The organism is Janthinobacterium amylolyticum, from assembly GCF_051380655.1.
In the GTDB taxonomy this organism is placed as follows: domain Bacteria; phylum Pseudomonadota; class Gammaproteobacteria; order Burkholderiales; family Burkholderiaceae_D; genus Janthinobacterium.
Genome location: NZ_JBNYXL010000009.1, coordinates 257,639 through 276,910, shown reverse-complemented (window position 1 = coordinate 276,910; position 19,272 = coordinate 257,639). Strand labels below are relative to the sequence as shown.

The following is a 19,272-nucleotide window of genomic DNA, read 5'->3' as shown; positions in this document are numbered from 1 at the left end:
GGAAGCGCTATTGTAGCGCCTTCGCGGCACCGGTGAACATGCGTGTCCAACCATGCGCGCCCGTCAATTGAAAAGGCATAAAAAAACGGAGACCGTAGTCTCCGTTTTTGCTCAGGCTGTCAAACCGCCTTATGCCAGCTTGCCGTGGCAAGCTTTGTATTTTTTACCGCTGCCGCAAGGGCATGGATCGTTGCGGCCCACTTTGACGCCCATGCTCACGCTCATGTCGTCGACGTTGTCCATGTTGCCGCCGGCCACAGGCGCCAGCAGTTCTTCCGGCGCCGCGTTCGGGTCGAATTCGGCGTGCTGGTAGTGCACGTTTTCCACGTGCGACTGCTGCATTGCCTGTTCGGCGGCATCGACTTCTTCGCGCGACTGGATACGTACCGTCATCACGTGCTTCGTGACGTCGTTCTTGATCATGTCGAGCATCTGGCCAAACAGTTCAAACGCTTCGCGCTTGTATTCCTGTTTCGGATTCTTCTGCGCATAGCCGCGCAGGTGAATACCCTGGCGCAGGTGATCGAGCGCCGCCAGGTGTTCGCGCCAGTGGCTGTCCACGCTTTGCAGCATGACATTGCGCTCGAAGCCGCCAAACGATTCCTTGCCGACGATATCGATCTTCGACTGGTACACGGCGTCGGCCGAGGCCAGCACTTTTTCCAGGATCTCTTCGTCCGTCAGGGTCGGATCGGATTCCAGCATTTGCTGCAGCGGCAAGTCGATCAGCCATTCGCCGGACAAGGTATTTTCCAGGCCCTTGATATCCCACTGCTCTTCCACCGATTCTTCCGGCACGTACTGGTGCACCAGGTCGGTGAACACGCCGTGGCGCAGGGAAGCGATCATGTCCGAGATGTCGGTCGTTTCCAGCAGCTCGTTACGCTGCTGGTAAATTACCTTGCGCTGGTCGTTGGCGACGTCATCGTATTCCAGCAATTGCTTGCGGATGTCGAAGTTGCGCGCTTCCACCTTGCGCTGGGCCGATTCGATCGAACGCGAGACGATGCCTGCCTCGATCGGTTCACCTTCCGGCATTTTCAGGCGGTCCATCACGGCGCGCACGCGGTCGCCGGCGAAGATGCGCAGCAGCGCGTCGTCGAGCGACAGGTAGAAGCGCGACGAACCCGGGTCGCCCTGGCGGCCGGCACGGCCACGCAGCTGATTGTCGACGCGGCGCGATTCGTGGCGTTCGGTGCCGATGATGTGCAAGCCGCCCGCATTGACCACGTGGTCGTGCAGTGACTGCCATTCATCGCGCAGCTTCTGCGCCTGCGCAGCCTTGTCGGCGTCGCTCAGCTCAGGATTGGCTTCGATGAACTTGATCTGGTTTTCCACGTTACCGCCCAACACGATGTCGGTACCGCGACCGGCCATGTTGGTGGCGATGGTGATGGCCTTCGGACGGCCTGCCTGGGCGATGATTTCCGCTTCGCGCGCATGCTGTTTTGCGTTCAGCACGTTATGCGGCAAGCCGGCCTTGGTCAGGATGCCCGACAGCAGTTCCGAGTTCTCGATCGAGGTCGTACCCACCAGCACAGGCTGGCCGCGCTCGTAGCAGTCGCGGATGTCGTTCAGCATCGCGTTGTACTTTTCGGCCGACGATTTGTAGACCTGATCCTGGCGGTCCTTGCGCTGCAGCGGACGGTTTTGCGGGATCACGACCGTTTCCAGGCCGTAGATTTCCTGGAATTCGTACGCTTCGGTATCGGCCGTACCCGTCATGCCGGCCAGCTTGGCGTACATGCGGAAGTAATTCTGGAAGGTGATCGAGGCCAGGGTCTGGTTCTCGTTCTGGATCTTGACGCCTTCCTTCGCTTCGACAGCCTGGTGCAAGCCGTCGGACCAACGGCGGCCCGTCATCAGGCGGCCCGTGAATTCATCGACGATCACCACTTCATTGTTCTGCACCACATAGTGCTGATCCTTGAAGTACAGGGCGTGCGCGCGCAGGGCCGCATACAGGTGGTGCACGAGCGTGATGTTGGCCGAATCGTACAGCGAGGCGCCTTCGGGCAGCAGGCCCATTTCCATCAGGATGCGCTCGGCCTTTTCGTGGCCCGCTTCCGTCAGCAGCACCTGGTGCGCTTTTTCATCCTTGGTATAGTCGCCCGGCACTTCAACCTTGCCCTTGCCGTCCGGCGTTTCTTCGCCGATCTGCAACGTCAGGCGCGCAGGCACTTCATTGATCTTGTGATACAGGTCGGTATGGTTCTCGGCCTGGCCCGAAATGATCAAAGGCGTACGCGCTTCATCGATCAGGATCGAGTCGACTTCATCGACGATGCCGAAGTTCAGGCTGCGCTGCACGCGTTCGCGCGCTTCGTAGACCATGTTATCGCGCAGGAAGTCGAAACCGAATTCATTGTTCGTGCCGTAGGTGATGTCCGAGCTGTACGCCTGCTGCTTGGCGCTGTGCTCCATCTGCGACATGTTCACGCCCGTCGACAGGCCCAGCCACGCATACAGGCGGCCCATGGTCTCGGCATCGCGCTGTGCCAGGTAGTCATTGACGGTAACGATATGCACGCCCTTGCCCGACAAGGCGTTCAGGTAGGCTGGCAAGGTTGCCATCAGGGTCTTGCCCTCGCCCGTGCCCATCTCCGCGATCTTGCCAAAGTGCAAGACCATGCCGCCGATCATCTGCACATCGAAGTGACGCATGCGCAAGACGCGCTTGCTGGCCTCGCGGCAGACGGCAAACGCTTCCGGCAGCAAGGCATCGAGCGATTCGCCAGCGGCGATGCGTTCCTTGAAGGCAGGCGTCTTCGCTTGCAGCTCGGCATCCGACAGTTTTTCGATGGCCGGCTCGAGCGCATTGATCTCGCGTACCGTTTTTTGGTATTGCTTGAGCAGCCGCTGGTTGCGGCTACCGAAAATCTGGGTCAGTAATGACATGCTTGAATTCTTGAAAAAACGCCGTTAAAAAAAGCTCGGTAGGGAACAACGAGGTAGGTATCGTGTCACCGCACGGAGTTCGACTATGGCAAAAGACGATGATTTTATCATGCGTTCCCGACATGGTTGGGGTAATGCGCCATATAACAATAGCTTAATGACAAACAAATGGCAGAAATTGCGGACATTTTCCATACTGTATGGAAATACCGCGAGCCGCCCCGGAAGTCACCGGCCGCCCTGCTCGTCATGCGCGCGCCAGTTGTGATATGTTTCGCCCATGCGAACTCCCACTTATTCTCCGGCACCGCGCCGCGGCTACGGCTTTGCCCGCTCTGGCCCGGCCGTCACGGGCGCGACCGACTTTCTGCGCGGCAATGCGACGATGGCCTCCCTGATGCCCACCGTCACGCGCCTGGCCGCTCTGCAAAAAGACTGCGCCAGGGCCTTGCCGGCCATGTTCGAGCATTGCGACATCCTGCAATTCGAGAGCGGCCAGCTGGTGCTGGCGACGCCGAACGCGGCGCTGGCAGCCAAGCTCAAGCAGCAACTGCCGAAACTGCAGGGAGAACTGGAAAAGAAGGGCTGGCAGATTTCAGGCATCAAGCTGAAAGTGCAAGTGATCAAGAGCATCGCGCCCATCGTGCACACGCGGGCGCTAGTCTTGCCGGAAAAAGCCATGTCGGCCCTGGAAGAACTGAGCACGGCCCTGCCCGCTTCGAAGCAGAATGAACAGCTGATCGCGGCGCTGCGCAACATGGTCCGCCACCACCGCGAACCGCGGGACTGAGAATTACGGCGCTACATTAACGCATATCGCGTAGCTCGGATTAGGCCCTTCGGGCCGTAATCCGACAACACCACGATCAGTGCCAACATGGTTGTCGGATTACGCGGGGCGTCGCCCCGCTAATCCGACCTACGTCAGGGACCACTCGCGCTCCATCTGGCGCAAGTAGGATTGCGGCGCCGCCTCGTTCGTGGCGAACGAAACGATTTCATACGCATCGGGCTGCTCCAGCAGCGCCAGCAGCAGCTGGTTGTTCAGCGCGTGGCCCGACTTGTGCGCCGTGTAGTACGCCAGCAGCGGGTGGCCCACCAGGTACAGGTCGCCGATGGCGTCGAGGATCTTGTGGCGCACGAACTCGTCTTCATAGCGCAAGCCGTCCGCGTTGAGGATGCGGTACTCGTCCATGACGATGGCGTTTTCCAGCGAACCGCCACGCGCCAGGCCCATGCCGCGCAAGCTTTCCACGTCCTGCATGAAGCCGAAGGTGCGTGCGCGCGCCACGTCGTGCACGTAGGACACGTCGCCAAAATCGACGGAGGCGCGCTGCATCGTGCCATCGACGGCAGGATGGTTGAATTCAATGAAGAAATCGAGCTTGAAGCCGTCATACGGCGACAGTCGCGCCCATTTCTCCGCGTCACCCTTGCCATGGCGAACTTCCACGGGCTTGATGACCTTGATGAATTTCTTCGGCGCCTGCTGCTCTTCCACGCCCGCTTGCTGCAGCAGGTAGACGAAGGACGAGGCGGAACCATCCATGATGGGAATTTCTTCCGCATTCACGTCGATGTACATATTGTCCACGCCCAGGCCGGCCGCGGCCGACATCAGGTGTTCCACCGTGGAAACCCTGGCGCCATCCTTGATCAGCACGGATGCCATGCGCGTATCGCCCACGGCCATGGCGCTGGCGGGAAACTCCACCACGGGATCGAGGTCGATGCGGCGAAACACGATGCCCGTGTCGATCGCGGCCGGACGCAAGGTCAGTTCGACCTTGGTGCCTGAGTGCAAGCCGACACCGATGGTGCGGACCAATTGTTTGATAGTGCGTTGTTTTAACATCTGTCGATTATATCCATTTGGCGTCTTTTCGTTGCGGCGAGGCATGATCCACGCCAGAAAAACCACAGCGCGCCGTCAAGGATGCTCGCTTTCCGCATGCACGGCTTCGCGCCGCACCAGGTAAATGCCGCTGCCGATGATGATGGCCGCGCCGATCAATGTGTACTGGTCGGGCAAGGCGCGCCACAGCAGCCAGTCCAGGGCCATGCCCCAGGCCAGGGCCGAGTATTCGAACGGCGCCACGCTGGACGCCTTGCCATGCCGGAACGCCTCGGTAATGGCCAGCTGGCCCAGGAAGCCGCTGACGGACAAGCCCGCCAGCAGCCACCAGTCCTCGCGCCGGATGCTCACCCATTCATGCGCGGACAGGGCCACGCCGCCCAGGGCCATCATCACCATCAGCCAGAAGACCATGCTTTCGCTGGCGTCCGTGCGGCTGAGGATGCGGCCCGTGACGGCCGATATCGCATAGCAGGCGGCCGAGCCCAGCACGGCCAGCCCGGCCAGCGAAAAGAATCCCGAGCCGTCGGGGCGCAGGGCCACCAGCACGCCCAGCAAGCCCACGGCGATGGCGCACCAGCGCGCCAAGTCGACTCGTTCCTTCAGGATAAACACCGACAGGATGGTGATCAGCAAGGGGGCGACGAAAAACAGCGAATACGCCTCGGCCAGCGACATGCGCTTCAGGCCATACGCGAACAGGGTGATCATCATCACGCCGAGCGCGCCGCGCAGCAGGTGCAGCGGCCAGCGCACCCGCATCACATGCTTGAAAGCACCCCGGTACAGCAGGTACAGGCAGACCAGCGGCAACGACGACAAGGCGCGCAAGGCCGTCACCTGCATGGCGGGATAGTGGGCGGACAGCAGCTTCATGGCCGTGTCCATCAGGGAAAACATGGCGACGGCGACCAGCATCACGTAGATGCTGCGCAAGTTGGAATGACGGGATATCAGGACAGACTCCTGGCGAAAGAGCGGGACCGTCATCATGGCGACGGCCGGAGCCAGGACAGCATGGCCTGAAAAGGCAGGGCAAGCGGTCAGCCAGATTATAGCAAGCGCGGCCGCTTTTCCTTATGACACAGGCAACAGCATCACCAGTTTCAATTCATGCTGGCGCGCCAGATGCAGGGTCACCTGATGGTAGCTGAGCAGACCCTGCAGCGGATGCTGGAAGCGCCGCACGCCGCCATCGCGCCCCTGCACCTGCTGCGCGCCCCACCATAGGCGAAATTCAGGGCTGGCCCCGGCCAGTTCGGCGATCAGGCCAGCCAGCGGCACCTGGTCCGCCTGGCGGCCGATGTCGGCGCGAAACTCCGCCACCAGCCGCTGCGCCCGCTCCGGCCAGCCAACGACCAGCGCGCGCGCGCCCGCCTCCAGAAACATGAAGCGCAGCTGGTTCGGTGCGACCGCGTCGTCATGCAGCCAGCCGGCAAACAGGGTGGCCGCCGCGCCATTCCACGCCACGGCGTTCCACGCGCGGTCGAGGATGTACGCGGGCGCGTCAATGGCGGCCACGATGGCGGCCAGCTCGGCGGCGGCAGGACCGTCGCCCTCGCCTGCCCCATGGCTGGGGTCATGCTTGTCCGCCACCTCGAACAGATAGGCGCGCTCGGCCGAGCTCAGCTGCAGCACCTGCGCCAGCCGCGCCAGCATCCTGGCCGATGCCGACACGGGACGGCCCTGCTCCAGCCACGTCAGCCAGGTGGGACTGACGTCGCACAGCTGCGCCAGCTCTTCGCGCCGCAAGCCGGGCGTGCGGCGCCGTCCGCCACCGGGCAAGCCAGCCATGGCGGGGGTGACGGCTTCGCGCCGGGCGCGGATGAATTCAGCGAGTTTATTCGACATGGCAAGTCTGCATGGTAGTGGATATACCAGTATAAGTTATGGTCTTGTTACAGGATAATTTTATCCTTATTCTGCATGTACTCACCCATCACCAGGAGAAAACCATGCAGCAGCACGATGTCGTTACCGAACAGTTTGGCAAGACGGCGAATGCCTACCTGAGCAGCGCAGTACACGCGCAAGGCGCCGACCTGGTGCTGATGCAGGAATGCGCTCGCCGCCATGGCAGGCCGGTAGTGCTGGACCTGGGCTGCGGCGCCGGCCACGCCAGCTTCGCCGTCGCCCCCGAGGCGCAATCGGTCGTCGCCTACGACCTGGCGCAACCCATGCTCGACGTGGTCGAGCACGCCAAGGCACAGCGCGGCTTGCACAATATCAGCACGCAACAGGGCGACGTGGCGCGCCTGCCGTTTGCCGACGCCAGCTTCGACATGGTCGTCACGCGCTTTTCCGCACACCACTGGAACGATGTGGCGGCGGCGCTGGCCGAGGCGTGGCGCGTGCTGCGCCCGAACGGCACCTTGCTGGTGGTCGACATCGTGGCGCCGAAGACGGCCCTGTACGACAGCACCTTGCAGGCGGTGGAAATGCTGCGCGACGCTTCCCACGTGCGCGACTACCGCACGTGCGAATGGGGCGCCAAATTCAACAATGCGGGCTTTAGCCACAGCTTGCGCAGCGTGTGGAAACTGACGATGCAGTTCGACGAGTGGGTGGCGCGCATGCGCACGCCGGGCGAACGCGTGGCAGCCATCCGCAACCTGTTCGACGGCGCGCCAGAGGAAGCGCGGCGCTATTTCGCGCTGCAGGACGATTATTCGTTCAGCATCGATGCGGCCATGTTCGAGGCGACCAAGCCGCAGGTGCAATAAACGTGAAAACGGCGCCGATGGCGCCGTTTTGGTTTACGCGTAGCTTGGGTAGGTTGGATTAGCGCAAGGCGCGTAATCCAACAATGCCAGAGCAAACATGATGCAAACGCAGCACGTCGGCTTACGCTGCGCTAAGCCGACCTACGCCGACCTGCCCAGCCTGCACTCTGCTTAAGCCAGCTGGCCCAGCAGCGTCTCGGCATTCGACACTTCAAACTTGCCGCCCTGCTCGATGTTCAATTGCGTCACGACGCCATTGTCGACCAGCATCGAGTAGCGCTGCGAGCGCGTGCCCATGCCGTGCTTGGAAAAATCGGCGTCCAGGCCCAGGGCCTTGCTGAAGGCGGCATTGCCGTCAGCCATCATGCGTACCACGCCGGTGGCTTTCTGGTCGCGGCCCCAGGCGCCCATCACGAACGCGTCGTTGACGGAGATGCACCAGATTTCATCGACGCCTTTGGCTTTCAGGTCGGCGGCATGCTTGACGTAGCCTGGCACGTGCTGTGCGGAGCAGGTCGGGGTATACGCGCCTGGCAGGCCGAAGATGGCGATCTTCTTGCCCTTGACCAGGTCTTGCACGTTGAACGTGTTCGGGCCCAGTGCGCAGCCTTCGGTTTCGTTTTCGATGAATTCAGCCAGGGTGCCTTCTGGCAGGGTGTCGCCGATCTTGATGGTCATGTTGACTCCTTGTGTACTGTCGGTTGAAGGCGCTGCCCGCTTCTTTGACGCGGACCACGCCCGTGATCTGGTTCTGCCGGCAAGCTGCCGACACTGCGCGATAGTATGCCTGACTTGCCGTATTTGTGCAGAAAATGGCCGAGAAGGCAAAGCCAAAGATCAAGAAGGCGGATAAAAAAACGGCGACCCTCAGGCCGCCGTCATCGCTGCATGCATCAAGCTGCCTTAATCGGCTTGCTTGCGCAGGAATGCTGGAATGTCATACGTCTCCATGCCATTCTTTTCCATCGCGCGCACCTGCTCGGAAGCCGATTCGCGGCGCCATACGGCCGGTGCCTTCATGCCGTCGAAACCGGCTGCCGGCGTGGCCACGCCCACGGTGGTCGTCGCAGCCTGCGCGCCGCCCATCGCCGCCGACGGGGTCAACGGGCTGTTGTGGGTACCGGTGCGCAGCACTTGCTGCGGTACCAGCTGGATGTTTTTCTTCGCGCGGCCCAGGCCCGTCGCCACCACGGTAACGCGGATGTCGTCGCCCATGGCATCGTCGTAGGCGATACCTTGCGCGATCGACGCATCCGGCGCGGCAAACGCGCGCACGGCAGCCATGACTTCCTTGATCTCCTTGCCCTTCAGGCCACGGCTGGCCGTAACGTTGACCAGCACCCCGCGCGCGCCGGACAGGTCAATGCCGTCCAGCAGCGGCGAAGCGACAGCCTGTTCGGCGGCGATGCGCGCGCGATCGACGCCGGACGCCGTCGCCGTGCCCATCATGGCCTTGCCCTGCTCGCCCATGATGGTTTTCACGTCGTTGAAGTCGACGTTGATGTGGCCCGGCACGTTGATGATCTCGGCAATGCCGGCCACCGCGTTATTGAGCACATCATCGGCGTGCTGCATCCATTCCAGCATGCTTTCGTCTTCGTAGATCTCTTCCAGCTTCTCGTTGAGGATGATGATCAGCGAATCGACGTGCAGGGACAGCTGCTCCAGGCCTTCGTCGGCGATGTCCATGCACTTCTGGCCTTCGTACGAGAACGGCTTGGAAACCACCGCCACCGTCAGCGCGCCCAGTTCCTTGGCCACTTCGGCCACGATGGGAGCGGCGCCCGTTCCCGTGCCGCCGCCCATGCCTGCGGCGATGAAGACCATGTGCGCGCCGCGCAGCGAATCGGCGATGCGCGCGCGCGATTCTTCGGCCAGCTGGCGGCCGACTGCAGGCTTCATGCCAGCGCCCAGACCCGTGTCGCCGATCTGGATGATGTTATGGGCCTTCGATGTCGACAGGGCCTGTGCGTCGGTATTGGCGGCAATGAACTCCACGCCCGACATGCCTTTGTTGATCATGTGTTGGACTGCATTGCCACCCGCACCGCCGACGCCGACGACCTTGATGACGGTACCTAAAGCTGTGTTATCGACCATATCGAACTCCATGATGTGCTCCTATCAGATGCGGTTTCCAAGCGCCAGGCCTCATATTGGTAGGAGAACTGGAGATTGAAAACTGCGGTTAAATATAAAATAAAGTTATGTGTGTGTACCTGCGATGCTGCCAAAAAACCTGTACTGCCGGGCGAAAATCATGCCCTTAAAAATTCCCTAAAAACCATTCCTTCATGCGCTGCCAGACTGCCTTCACCGAGCCGTCCTGACGCGTCACGATGTGGCCGCGCAGGTATTGCTTCTTCGCTTCCAGCAGCAGGCCAAGCACCGTGGCATAGCGCGGACTGCGCACCACGTCGGCCAGCTGTCCCCGGTACTCGGGCGTGCCCAGGCGCGCCGGTTTCAGGAAAATATCTTCCGCCATTTCCACCATGCCGGGCATGATGGACGTGCCGCCCGTAAGCACGATGCCCGACGACAGCACGCCTTCATAACCGGATTCGCGCACCACCTGGTGCACCATGGCGAACAGCTCTTCGACGCGCGGCTCGATCACGGCCGCCAGCGCCTGGCGCGACAGGTTGCGCGGGCCGCGGTCGCCCAGGCCAGGCACTTCCAGCGATTCGCCAGGATCGGCCAGGACCTGCTTGGCCACGCCATAGCGGATCTTGATTTCTTCCGCTTCCGCGGTCGGGGTGCGCAAGGCCATGGCGATGTCGTTGGTGATCTGGTCGCCGGCGATGGGAATGACTGCCGTATGGCGGATCGCGCCATCGGAGAACACCGCCACATCGGTCGTGCCGCCGCCGATGTCGATCAGCACCACGCCCAGTTCCTTTTCATCGGGCGTGAGCACCGCATCGGCGGACGCCATCGGCTGCAGGATCAGGTCCGACACTTCCAGGCCGCAGCGGCGCACGCACTTGACGATGTTCTGCACCGCCGACACGGCGCCGGTGACGATATGCACCTTCACCTCCAGGCGGATGCCGCTCATGCCGATCGGCTCGCGCACATCTTCCTGGCTGTCGACGATGAACTCTTGCGGCACCGTGTGCAGCAATTGCTGATCGGTCGGAATGTTAACCGCTTTTGCCGTCTCGATGACGCGCGCCACGTCGGTCGCCGTCACTTCCTTGTCCTTGATGGCCACCATGCCGCTGGAATTGAAGCTGCGGATATGGCTGCCGGCAATGCCCGCGTACACATTGCGGATCTTGCAGTCGGCCATCAGCTCGGCCTCTTCCAGCGCGCGCTGGATGGATTCCACCGTGGCCTCGATATTGACCACCACGCCTTTTTTCAGGCCTTTCGATTCGTGCTGGCCCAGCCCGATCACTTCGTGGCGCCCGTCGGACATCACTTCGGCTACCACCGCCACCACTTTCGAGGTGCCGATGTCGAGGCCGACGATCAGGTTTTTCGCGTCTTTTGTCATTTCTGTCGCCTACTGTATGGGCTATAAATTAAGTTATTGGGTTAAGTCGGTTTTTTAATCGGACTACTGTTTTTCTTCTTCATCACTGGCTTGCCATCCTTGCCCTCGGCCGGTATCACCAGGCCGGCGGAACTGAGCGCCAGGCCATTCTGGTAACGCATGTCGATCGTGTCGATATTTTCCAGGCGGCTCGCCAGCTGCGGATAAATACCCACCAGCCGGTCGACCCGCGCCTTCAGGGTCGTATGATTCTGTTCGCGTCCCAGCGCCACGCTCATGCCGTTATTCAGTTTCACGGTCCACGCATAGCGGCTCGACAGCGACAGGGTTTCCGGCACCATCTTCAGCGGCGCAAACCACTTTGCCAGCTGCACGTAGGTGGCCAGTACTTCCTTTTCGCTGCCATCGGGGCCGGCAAACGCTGGCAATTCATGGTCGTCTTCCGCTTCGGCCACGTTGGCGGTAAACACGTCGCCCTTGACCGACAGCAGCCGTCCATCCTCGCCCCACGTTCCCAGCGCTTCATGTTCTTCCAGCGCCACGATCAGCTGATTCGGCCACTCGCGGCGCACGCTGGCGCGGCGCACCCAGGGTACCGACTCGAACACGCCGCGCACGCTTTCCAGGTTGGTCGTGAAAAAATTGCCCTTGATGCGCCCCAGCGTACCGCTGCGCAGGGTCAGGTAATTCACATGCCGCAGGCCCTTGTCGTCCGCGCTTTCCACCTTGATGGTGCGCAGGTCGAACATCGGACGCTGCGAGACCCACCAGACGCCGGCTGCCACGCACACGACCAGAACCGCGGCCAGCAAGCCGTTGGCGGTCGTGTTCAGGCTTTTAGCGTCATGCCACATATCAGTGCTGTCCCTTGTGCATTTTCAGGCGCGCGCCGGCGACGATTTCCAGGCACAGGTCTTCATAGCTGGTGCCCACCGCGCGCGCTGCCATCGGCACGAGCGAGTGGCCCGTCATGCCGGGCGAGGTATTGACTTCCAGCAGGAACAGCTTGCTGTCGGCCGCGCGCATCAGCACATCGACCCGTCCCCAGCCTTCGCAGCCGAGCGCGCGGTAGGCTTCCACGGCGATGCGTTCCATCTCCGCGACGATCGCCGGGTCCAGCTGCGGCGGGCAGAAATACTGCGTATCGTCCGTGAAGTACTTGTTCTGGTAGTCGTAATTGCCTTGCGGCGCGACGATTTCGATCGGTGGCAGCGCGCGCGCCGAAGCGCCCTTGCCCAGGATCGCCACGGTGAACTCGCGGCCCTTGATGAATTCCTCGGCCAGCACCGAATCATCGAGTCCGGCAGCGATGTCGTAGGCCGCCTGGAAGGCCGATGCCTCGTTGACCGTGGTGATGCCGATGCTCGAACCTTCATGCGGCGGCTTGACGATCAGCGGCAAACCCAGTTCCACGGCCACCTTGGCCAGGTCCGAGCTGTCGTCCAGCACCGCGTACTTGGGCGTCGGCAGCTGGTGCATCAGCCAGATCATCTTGGTGTAGACCTTGTCCATGCCCACCGAGCACGCCATCACGCCGCTGCCCGTGTAGGGAATGCCCAGTTGTTCCAGCGCGCCCTGCAGGCTGCCGTCTTCGCCGAAGCGGCCGTGCAGCGCGATGAAGACGCGGTCGAATTTTTCAGCGGCCAGTTCGGCCAGGCTGCGTTTGCCCGTGTCGAAGCCATGCGCATCCACGCCACGGCTTGTCAAGGCGGCCAGCACCCCCGTGCCGGACATCAGCGACACTTCGCGCTCGGCCGAGCTGCCGCCGAACAGCACGCCGACCTTGCCCAATTGTTTTACATCGATAGCTGAAGCTTGGTTCACATCAGGCCTTTACAGTGTTGGATTGATACGTCGTCAGTTGTTGCGGGATGCCGCTGATGGAACCCGCGCCCATGGTCAGCACGACGTCGCCGTCGCGCGCCACGCTCATGATGGTGTCGGCCATGTCGGTCATGGACTCGACGAAAATCGGTTCGATCTTGCCGCGCGCGCGCAGCGCATGCGCCAGTGCGCGGCCGTCGGCGGCGACGATAGGCGCTTCGCCCGCCGCATACACTTCGGACAAGAGCAGCACGTCCGGGGCGCCCAGCACTTTCACGAAATCCTCGAACAGGTCGCGCGTGCGGCTGTAGCGGTGCGGCTGGAACGCCAGCACCAGACGGCGGCCAGGATAGGCGGCGCGCGCGGCGGCCAGTGTCACTTCCGTTTCCACAGGGTGATGGCCGAAATCGTCGACCAGGGCGAAGCTGCCGCCGTTCGGCAGCGCCACGTCGCCATAGCGCGTGAAGCGGCGGCCGACGCCGGAAAACTCCGCCAGGCCCTGCTGGGTGGCGCTGTCGGCGATGCCGATTTCGCGCGCGATGGCGATCGCCGAGCAGGCATTCTGCACATTGTGCATGCCGGGCTGGTTCAGCACCACGTCCAGGTCCGGATAGCCTTCCTGCAGCACGGTGAAGTGCATTTCCAGTCCCACGGCGCGCGCGTTGACGGCGCGCACTTGCGCGTCTTCCGCGAAACCGTAGGTCGTAACCGGCTTGGTCACGGACGGGATGATGGCGCGCACGTGCGGATCGTCGATGCACAGCATGGCGCGGCCATAGAACGGCAGACGGTGCGTGAACTGCACGAAAGCCTGCTTGAGCTTTTCAAAATCGTGCTCATACGTGTCCATGTGATCGGCGTCGATATTCGTGATGACTTCGATCATCGGCGTCAGGTTCAGGAACGAGGCGTCCGATTCGTCGGCTTCGGCCACCAAGTAGTCGCCCGAACCCAGCTTGGCGTTCGCGCCGGCGCTGGTCAGACGGCCGCCGATCACAAAAGTAGGATCGAGGCCGCCCTGCGCCAGCACGGACGCGACCAGGCTGGTCGTCGTCGTCTTGCCGTGCGTGCCGGCGATGGCGATGCCGCGTTTCAGGCGCATCAATTCACCGAGCATCACGGCGCGCGGCACCAGCGGGATCTTGCGCGCACGCGCGGCCGCCACTTCCGGATTGTCCTGCGGCACGGCGCCCGAGGTCACCACCGCATCGGCGTCGCCGATATTTTCCGCCGCGTGACCGAGCATGACGGTCGCGCCCAGGCTCGCCAGGCGCTGCGTTGCCGCATTGCTGCCCAGGTCGGAGCCCGACACCTTGTAGCCCAGGTTGACCAGCACTTCGGCGATGCCGCTCATGCCGCTGCCGCCAATGCCGACAAAGTGGATATTGTTTACTTTATGCTTCACAGCGCTAACCTCATGCCAGTTTTTCCAATACGTGTGCGATCGCCTCATTGGCGTCGCGCTTGCCTGCTGCCAGTGCCGCCTGCGCCATCTGCTGGCAGGCATCACGCGTCAGCGATGCCAGCAGGGCGCTCAGCGACGCCGCACTCATTTCCGTCTGCGGCAGATGAATCGCCGCACCTTGTTTTGCCATCCATTGCGCGTTGTCGCGCTGGTGGCTGGTGGTCGATGCCACCAGTGGCACCAGCACGCTGGCCACGCCGGCCGCCGTCAGTTCCGACAGGGTGATGGCGCCTGCGCGGCAAATCACCAGGTCGGCTTCCGTATACGCCTTGGCCATGTCGTCGATGAAGTCGACCACATTGGCTTGCACGCCGGCCTGCGCATACGCGGCATGCAGGGCGTCGATATTCTTCTTGCCCGACTGGTGCGTCACCAGCGGACGTTCGCCTGCCGGCATCAAGGCCAGCGCGGCTGGAAGATTGTCGTTCAGCGCTTTCGCGCCCAGGCTGCCGCCCACCACCAGGATGCGCAGCGGCCCGCTGCGGCCAGCGAAACGCGCGGCCGGCGGCGCCATGGCGAGGATTTCCGCGCGCACGGGATTGCCCGTGACGACGGCCTTGCCGGCCGCGCTGCCGAAATCGGCAGGGAAGCCAAAGCACACCTGCTGCGCCAGCGGCACCAGGGTCTTGTTCGACAGCAGCAGCGCCGCGTCGGCATTGACCAGCACCAGCGGCACACCCTTCAGGCGCGCCATCAGGCCGCCCGGCACGGTGACGTAGCCACCCATGCCCATCACCACGTCCGGCTTGCGGCGGGCGATGAAGCGGCGGATCGCAAAGAAGCTGGCCAGCATCCTGAAGCCACCCTTCACCGTGTGCGCCAGACCCTTGCCGCGCATGCCGGAGAACGCGATGGCGTCCATGGGAATGCCGCTTTTCGGCACCAGTTCCTGCTCCATGCCGTGGGTCGTGCCCAGCCAGCTCACTTCCCAGCCGCGCGCGCGCATGGTCTGCGCAATCGCCAGGCCAGGGAAAATATGGCCGCCGGTGCCGGCCGCCATGATCATCAGTCTTTTCGTCGGTTTCAAATTCGTCACGTTGTTCATAGCCGGCCCCCGCGCATGAGGATCCGGTTTTCGTAATCGATGCGCAGCAAAATCGCCAGGCCGATACAGTTAATCAGTACACCCGTGCCGCCATAACTCATCAGGGGCAAGGTCAGCCCCTTGGTCGGCAGCAGGCCCAGGTTCACGCCCATGTTGATGAAGGTCTGCACGCCGATCCAGATAGCGATGCCTTTCGCCGTCAGTCCCGCGAAGGTCTGGTCGATGGCGATCGCCTGGCGGCCGATGTCGAAGGCGCGCTTGATGATCCAGTAAAACATGCCGATCACGATCAGCACGCCCACCAGGCCCAGTTCCTCGCCGATCACGGCCAGCAAAAAGTCTGTATGCGCTTCGGGCAGGTAATGCAGTTTTTCCACGCTGCCGCCCAGGCCCACGCCAAACAGTTCGCCGCGTCCGAAGGCGATCAGCGAGTGCGTCAGCTGGTAAGCCTTGTTCAGCGCATTGTCTTCCTGCCATGGATCGAGATACGCAAAAAACCGCTCGCGGCGGAATTTCGACAAGGCGATGATGGTGACGAAAATCGCCGTCAGCATGGCACCGATGCTACCGAACCAGATGGCGTTGACACCGCCCAAAAACAGAATGCCCATGGCGATGCAGACGATCACGCCAAAGGCGCCCAGGTCGGGTTCCATCAGCAGCAGCAGGCCGACGAAACTGACGGCCAGCGCCATCGGCATGAAGCCCTTGGTCAGCTTGTGCATGTATTCCTGCTTGCGCACCGTGTAGTCGGCCGCGTACAGCACCATTACCACCTTCATCAGCTCGGACGGCTGCGGCCGCAGGCCCGGCAGATTCAGCCAGCGGCGCCCGCCGTTGACCGAGACGCCCAGACCCGGTATCAATACCATCACCAGCAGCACCAGGGTGCCGATGAACAGCCACGGCGCCATCTTTTGCCAGGTGGCGATGCGGATGCGGAACACCATCGCGCCGACGATGATCGACACGCCGATGAACAGCGCCTGGCGCACGACAAAATAATTGTTCGTGTAGGCGGCGAATTTGCGCGCATCCGACAGCGAGATCGACGCCGAATACACCATCACCATGCCCAGCAACATGAGCAGCAGTACCACCCAGACCAGCGGCTGGTCGTACTCCATCATCTTCGACTGCCGCGCGCGGCCATCCAGCGGCTTGGCAGCCGAGCCGGAACCGAAGCGGAATGGCAGTTGGAAGGCCATCAGATATCCTGTCCGTTTTCCAGGGCGATGTCGCGCACGGCGTCGACAAACACCTGCGCGCGATGCGCATAGTTCTTGAACATGTCCATGCTGGCGCACGCAGGCGACAGCAGCACCGCGTCACCCGCCAGCGCCAGGCTGCTGGCGCGCTTGACCGCTTCCGGCAAGGTGGCGCAATCGACGATGTCCACGCCGGCCGGCTCGAGCGCCGCGCGCAAAGCGGGTGCGTCGCGGCCGATCAGCAACACGGCGCGCACATAGCGCGACACCGGTTCTGCCAGCGGCGAGAAATCCTGCCCCTTGCCATCGCCGCCGGCGATCAGCACCAGGCGCTGCTCCGCGCCGCCAAACGCCTTGCCCAGGCCGAACAGGGCCGCCACCGTCGCACCCACATTCGTGCCCTTGCTGTCGTCGTAGTATTCGACCTCATTGACAGCCGTGACCAGTTCCACCCGGTGCGGTTCGCCCTGGTATTCGCGCAAGCCATGCAGCAGCGGCGCGAATGGCAGGCCGATGGCGCGGCACAGGGCCAGCGCCGCCAGCGCATTGGCCGCATTGTGCTGGCCGCGGATTTTCAAGGCGTCGGCCGGCATCAGTTTTTTCGCCATCGTCGGTACCGGTTCCGGCGCCGGATCATTCTTCTTGCGCTTCTTCTCGATCACTTCTTCGCTAGGCACGGCTTGCGCCAGCCAGAAGATGCCGCGCTCGTTGACCAGGCCAAAGCTGTCGACGTCCGCCGGTTCGCCCGTGCCGAAAGTGATGGTGTCGGCCAGCGGATTGGCCATGTGCATGACCAGCGCGTCGTCGCGGTTCAGGATGCGCACGGTTTCATCGCCAAAGATGCGCGCCTTGTCGGCAGCATAGGAGGCCATGTCGCCATGCCAGTCCAGGTGGTCCTGCGACAGATTCAATACCGTGGCCGCATCGGCCTGCAGGCTGAAGGTCGTGTGCAGCTGGAAGCTGGACAACTCCAGGATCCACGCTTGCGGCAAGGTGCTGGCGACAGGTTCGGCCACTTGAATGGCTTCAGCTGCTTCGCCCTCTGCTTCGACAGCGGCGGTAACAGGCGCCGGCTCGGCATCGAGCACTTCGCGCAGCACGTCGAGCGCCGCCGGGCTGATATTGCCGGCCACGCGCGTGGCCAGGCCCGCGCGTTCGCACAGCAGCCCGACCAGGCTGGTCACCGTCGTCTTGCCATTCGTGCCCGTGATGGCGACGACTTTCGGCGCATAGCCGCGTTCGGCCTTCAGGGCGGCCAGCGCCTGCGCGAACAGTTCGATCTCGCCCCACACGGGGATATTTTTTTCGGCGGCGGCCGGCGCGATATGCGCCAGTTCACGCTGCGGCGCCAGACCGGGGCTGACGGCGACGAAATCGACGCCATCGAGCAGTTCCGCCCTGAAGGCGCCAGCGATGAACCGCGCCTGCGGCACGGCGGCCTGCAGGGCGGCCAGGCGCTCCGGCGCTTCACGCGTGTCGGCCACGCGCACGCAAGCTCCGCTGCGCGCCAGCCACAGGGCCATGGCCAGCCCCGATTCGCCGAGGCCCAGTACCAGTGCGGTTTTATCGAGGTACATCATCAGCGCAGCTTCAAGGTGGTCAGGCCGAGCAGCACCAGCATCATGGTGATGATCCAGAAACGCACGACGACTTGCGTCTCTTTCCAGCCTTTTTGTTCAAAATGGTGATGCAGTGGCGCCATCAGGAAGACGCGGCGGCCAGCGCCATAGCGTTTCTTGGTGTACTTGAACCAGACGACCTGGATGATCACGGACAGCGTTTCGACGACGAAGATGCCGCCCATGATGAACAGGACGATTTCCTGGCGCACGATGACGGCGATGGTGCCCAGTGCGCCGCCCAGTGCCAGCGCGCCGACGTCGCCCATGAAGACCTTGGCCGGGTGCGTGTTATACCAGAGGAAGGCCAGGCCGGAACCGGCCAGCGCGCCACAGAAGATCACCAGTTCGCCGGCGCCCGGGATGTGCGGGATGAACAGGTAGCGCGCATAGGTGGCGTTGCCGGTCAGGTAGGCGAACAGGCCCAGGGCCGTGCCCACCATCACGGTTGGCATGATGGCCAGGCCGTCGAGGCCATCGGTGAAGTTGACGGCGTTGCTGGTGCCGACGATGACGCAGTAGGTCAGCGCGATGAAACCCCACACACCCAACGGATAGCTGATGGTCTTGAAGAATGGCACGATCAAGTCGGCTTTTGGCGGCAGGTCCATGGCAAAGCCGGACTGCACCCAGGCGTAGATCAGATTCCATACGTGGCCCGCATCCGGTTCCGAGACGGAGACGGAGAAGGCCAGGTAGAAGGCGGCGACGATGCCGATCAGCGACTGCCAGAAGTATTTTTCGCGCGAGCGCATGCCTTCCGGATCCTGGTGCACCACCTTGCGGTAGTCATCGGCCCAGCCGACGGCGCCAAAGCCCAGGGTGACGATCAGCACGGGCCAGATGAAGCGGTTCGACAGGTCGGCCCACAGCAGGGTGGAAATGCCGATGGCGATGAGGATCAGCACACCGCCCATGGTCGGGGTGCCGTGTTTTTTCAAATGCGTTTGCGGGCCATCCGTACGCACGGCCTGGCCAACTTTCATGCGCGTGAGCATGCGGATCACGGCGGGCCCCGCGCACAGGCCGATCAGGATCGCCGTCAGGGTGGCGAAGACGGCGCGGAACGTGATGAAGTTAAAGACCCGCAGTGGGCCAATGTCGTCCTGGAAATAATGAGCGAGCCAGAGCAGCAT

16 protein-coding genes are annotated in these 19,272 nt (G+C 62.6%); 2 read left to right on the top strand and 14 right to left on the bottom strand.

Annotation, left to right across the window (positions count from 1 at the left end; genetic code table 11):
- Positions 1-129: 129 nt before the first annotated feature.
- Positions 130-2,898 (bottom strand): preprotein translocase subunit SecA, encoded by a 2,769-nt coding sequence (secA, locus tag ACQ4WR_RS20510; protein ID WP_102295532.1) that lies wholly within the window; start codon positions 2,896-2,898, stop codon positions 130-132.
- Positions 2,899-3,178: 280 nt separating this feature from the next.
- Between secA and ACQ4WR_RS20505 the strand changes: the two genes are divergently transcribed.
- Positions 3,179-3,688: a DciA family protein gene (locus ACQ4WR_RS20505; protein ID WP_102295534.1), complete on the top strand. Its 510-nt coding sequence runs from the start codon at positions 3,179-3,181 to the stop codon at positions 3,686-3,688.
- Positions 3,689-3,817: 129 nt separating this feature from the next.
- On the opposite strand, the gene lpxC is transcribed toward ACQ4WR_RS20505, so the two are convergent.
- The 3 genes from lpxC to ACQ4WR_RS20490 form a co-directional block, all read right to left on the bottom strand.
- Positions 3,818-4,753 (bottom strand): UDP-3-O-acyl-N-acetylglucosamine deacetylase, encoded by a 936-nt coding sequence (gene lpxC, locus ACQ4WR_RS20500; protein WP_102295536.1) that lies wholly within the window; start codon positions 4,751-4,753, stop codon positions 3,818-3,820.
- 75 nt (positions 4,754-4,828) lie between these two features.
- Positions 4,829-5,671, bottom strand: coding sequence for a DMT family transporter (locus ACQ4WR_RS20495; protein ID WP_102295576.1), 843 nt, complete (start codon positions 5,669-5,671; stop codon positions 4,829-4,831).
- 159 nt (positions 5,672-5,830) lie between these two features.
- On the bottom strand, positions 5,831-6,604 hold the full coding sequence (locus ACQ4WR_RS20490; RefSeq protein ID WP_436489557.1) for a helix-turn-helix transcriptional regulator: 774 nt from the start codon (positions 6,602-6,604) through the stop codon (positions 5,831-5,833).
- Positions 6,605-6,708: 104 nt separating this feature from the next.
- On the opposite strand from ACQ4WR_RS20490, the gene ACQ4WR_RS20485 reads away from it, so the two are divergent.
- A complete protein-coding gene (locus ACQ4WR_RS20485) occupies positions 6,709-7,476 on the top strand; it encodes a class I SAM-dependent methyltransferase (protein WP_436489555.1) in 768 nt (255 codons plus the stop codon).
- 171 nt (positions 7,477-7,647) lie between these two features.
- On the opposite strand, the gene ACQ4WR_RS20480 is transcribed toward ACQ4WR_RS20485, so the two are convergent.
- From ACQ4WR_RS20480 to mraY, 10 genes are all read right to left on the bottom strand, one after another.
- Positions 7,648-8,154, bottom strand: coding sequence for a peroxiredoxin (locus ACQ4WR_RS20480; RefSeq protein ID WP_102295541.1), 507 nt, complete (start codon positions 8,152-8,154; stop codon positions 7,648-7,650).
- 225 nt (positions 8,155-8,379) lie between these two features.
- The gene (ftsZ, locus tag ACQ4WR_RS20475; RefSeq protein ID WP_102295543.1) at positions 8,380-9,588 is read right to left on the bottom strand and encodes a cell division protein FtsZ; all 1,209 of its coding nucleotides are present in this window, start codon (positions 9,586-9,588) and stop codon (positions 8,380-8,382) included.
- A gap of 154 nt (positions 9,589-9,742) precedes the next feature.
- Entirely contained in the window at positions 9,743-10,975 is a 1,233-nt protein-coding gene (gene ftsA, locus ACQ4WR_RS20470; RefSeq protein WP_010394955.1) for a cell division protein FtsA, read from the bottom strand.
- A 41-nt stretch (positions 10,976-11,016) separates the two neighbouring features.
- Entirely contained in the window at positions 11,017-11,829 is an 813-nt protein-coding gene (locus ACQ4WR_RS20465; RefSeq protein ID WP_102295545.1) for a cell division protein FtsQ/DivIB, read from the bottom strand.
- A 1-nt stretch (position 11,830) separates the two neighbouring features.
- A complete protein-coding gene (locus ACQ4WR_RS20460) occupies positions 11,831-12,799 on the bottom strand; it encodes a D-alanine--D-alanine ligase (protein WP_436489552.1) in 969 nt (322 codons plus the stop codon).
- 1 nt (position 12,800) lies between these two features.
- Positions 12,801-14,204 (bottom strand): UDP-N-acetylmuramate--L-alanine ligase, encoded by a 1,404-nt coding sequence (gene murC / locus ACQ4WR_RS20455; RefSeq protein WP_102295549.1) that lies wholly within the window; start codon positions 14,202-14,204, stop codon positions 12,801-12,803.
- 10 nt (positions 14,205-14,214) lie between these two features.
- Positions 14,215-15,309, bottom strand: a complete 1,095-nt coding sequence (murG, locus tag ACQ4WR_RS20450; protein ID WP_436489550.1) for an undecaprenyldiphospho-muramoylpentapeptide beta-N-acetylglucosaminyltransferase — start codon at positions 15,307-15,309, stop codon at positions 14,215-14,217.
- Entirely contained in the window at positions 15,306-16,517 is a 1,212-nt protein-coding gene (gene ftsW, locus ACQ4WR_RS20445; protein ID WP_102295550.1) for a putative lipid II flippase FtsW, read from the bottom strand. The genes murG and ftsW overlap by 4 nt, the downstream gene beginning before the upstream one ends.
- Entirely contained in the window at positions 16,517-18,097 is a 1,581-nt protein-coding gene (gene murD / locus ACQ4WR_RS20440; protein ID WP_436489548.1) for a UDP-N-acetylmuramoyl-L-alanine--D-glutamate ligase, read from the bottom strand. The genes ftsW and murD overlap by 1 nt, the downstream gene beginning before the upstream one ends.
- Positions 18,097-19,272 carry a phospho-N-acetylmuramoyl-pentapeptide-transferase gene (mraY, locus tag ACQ4WR_RS20435; RefSeq protein WP_034748886.1) on the bottom strand — a complete coding sequence of 392 codons (1,176 nt, stop codon included), beginning with the start codon at positions 19,270-19,272 and terminating at the stop codon, positions 18,097-18,099. Before mraY ends, murD begins: the two co-directional genes overlap by 1 nt.

Excerpts from the sequence above, each read along its gene's own strand:
- ftsW (WP_102295550.1), bottom strand. The coding sequence starts at position 16,517 with ATGGCCTTCCAACTGCCATTCCGCTTCGGTTCCGGCTCGGCTGCCAAG.
- murD (WP_436489548.1), bottom strand. The coding sequence starts at position 18,097 with ATGATGTACCTCGATAAAACCGCACTGGTACTGGGCCTCGGCGAATCG.
- ACQ4WR_RS20490 (WP_436489557.1), bottom strand. The coding sequence starts at position 6,604 with ATGTCGAATAAACTCGCTGAATTCATCCGCGCCCGGCGCGAAGCCGTC.
- ACQ4WR_RS20485 (WP_436489555.1), top strand. The coding sequence starts at position 6,709 with ATGCAGCAGCACGATGTCGTTACCGAACAGTTTGGCAAGACGGCGAAT.
- ftsZ (WP_102295543.1), bottom strand. The coding sequence starts at position 9,588 with ATGGAGTTCGATATGGTCGATAACACAGCTTTAGGTACCGTCATCAAG.
- ACQ4WR_RS20495 (WP_102295576.1), bottom strand. The coding sequence starts at position 5,671 with ATGCTGGTCGCCGTCGCCATGTTTTCCCTGATGGACACGGCCATGAAG.
- ACQ4WR_RS20480 (WP_102295541.1), bottom strand. The coding sequence starts at position 8,154 with ATGACCATCAAGATCGGCGACACCCTGCCAGAAGGCACCCTGGCTGAA.
- mraY (WP_034748886.1), bottom strand. The coding sequence starts at position 19,272 with ATGCTGCTCTGGCTCGCTCATTATTTCCAGGACGACATTGGCCCACTG.
- ftsA (WP_010394955.1), bottom strand. The coding sequence starts at position 10,975 with ATGACAAAAGACGCGAAAAACCTGATCGTCGGCCTCGACATCGGCACC.
- ACQ4WR_RS20465 (WP_102295545.1), bottom strand. The coding sequence starts at position 11,829 with ATGTGGCATGACGCTAAAAGCCTGAACACGACCGCCAACGGCTTGCTG.
- murG (WP_436489550.1), bottom strand. The coding sequence starts at position 15,309 with ATGAACAACGTGACGAATTTGAAACCGACGAAAAGACTGATGATCATG.
- ACQ4WR_RS20505 (WP_102295534.1), top strand. The coding sequence starts at position 3,179 with ATGCGAACTCCCACTTATTCTCCGGCACCGCGCCGCGGCTACGGCTTT.
- lpxC (WP_102295536.1), bottom strand. The coding sequence starts at position 4,753 with ATGTTAAAACAACGCACTATCAAACAATTGGTCCGCACCATCGGTGTC.
- secA (WP_102295532.1), bottom strand. The coding sequence starts at position 2,898 with ATGTCATTACTGACCCAGATTTTCGGTAGCCGCAACCAGCGGCTGCTC.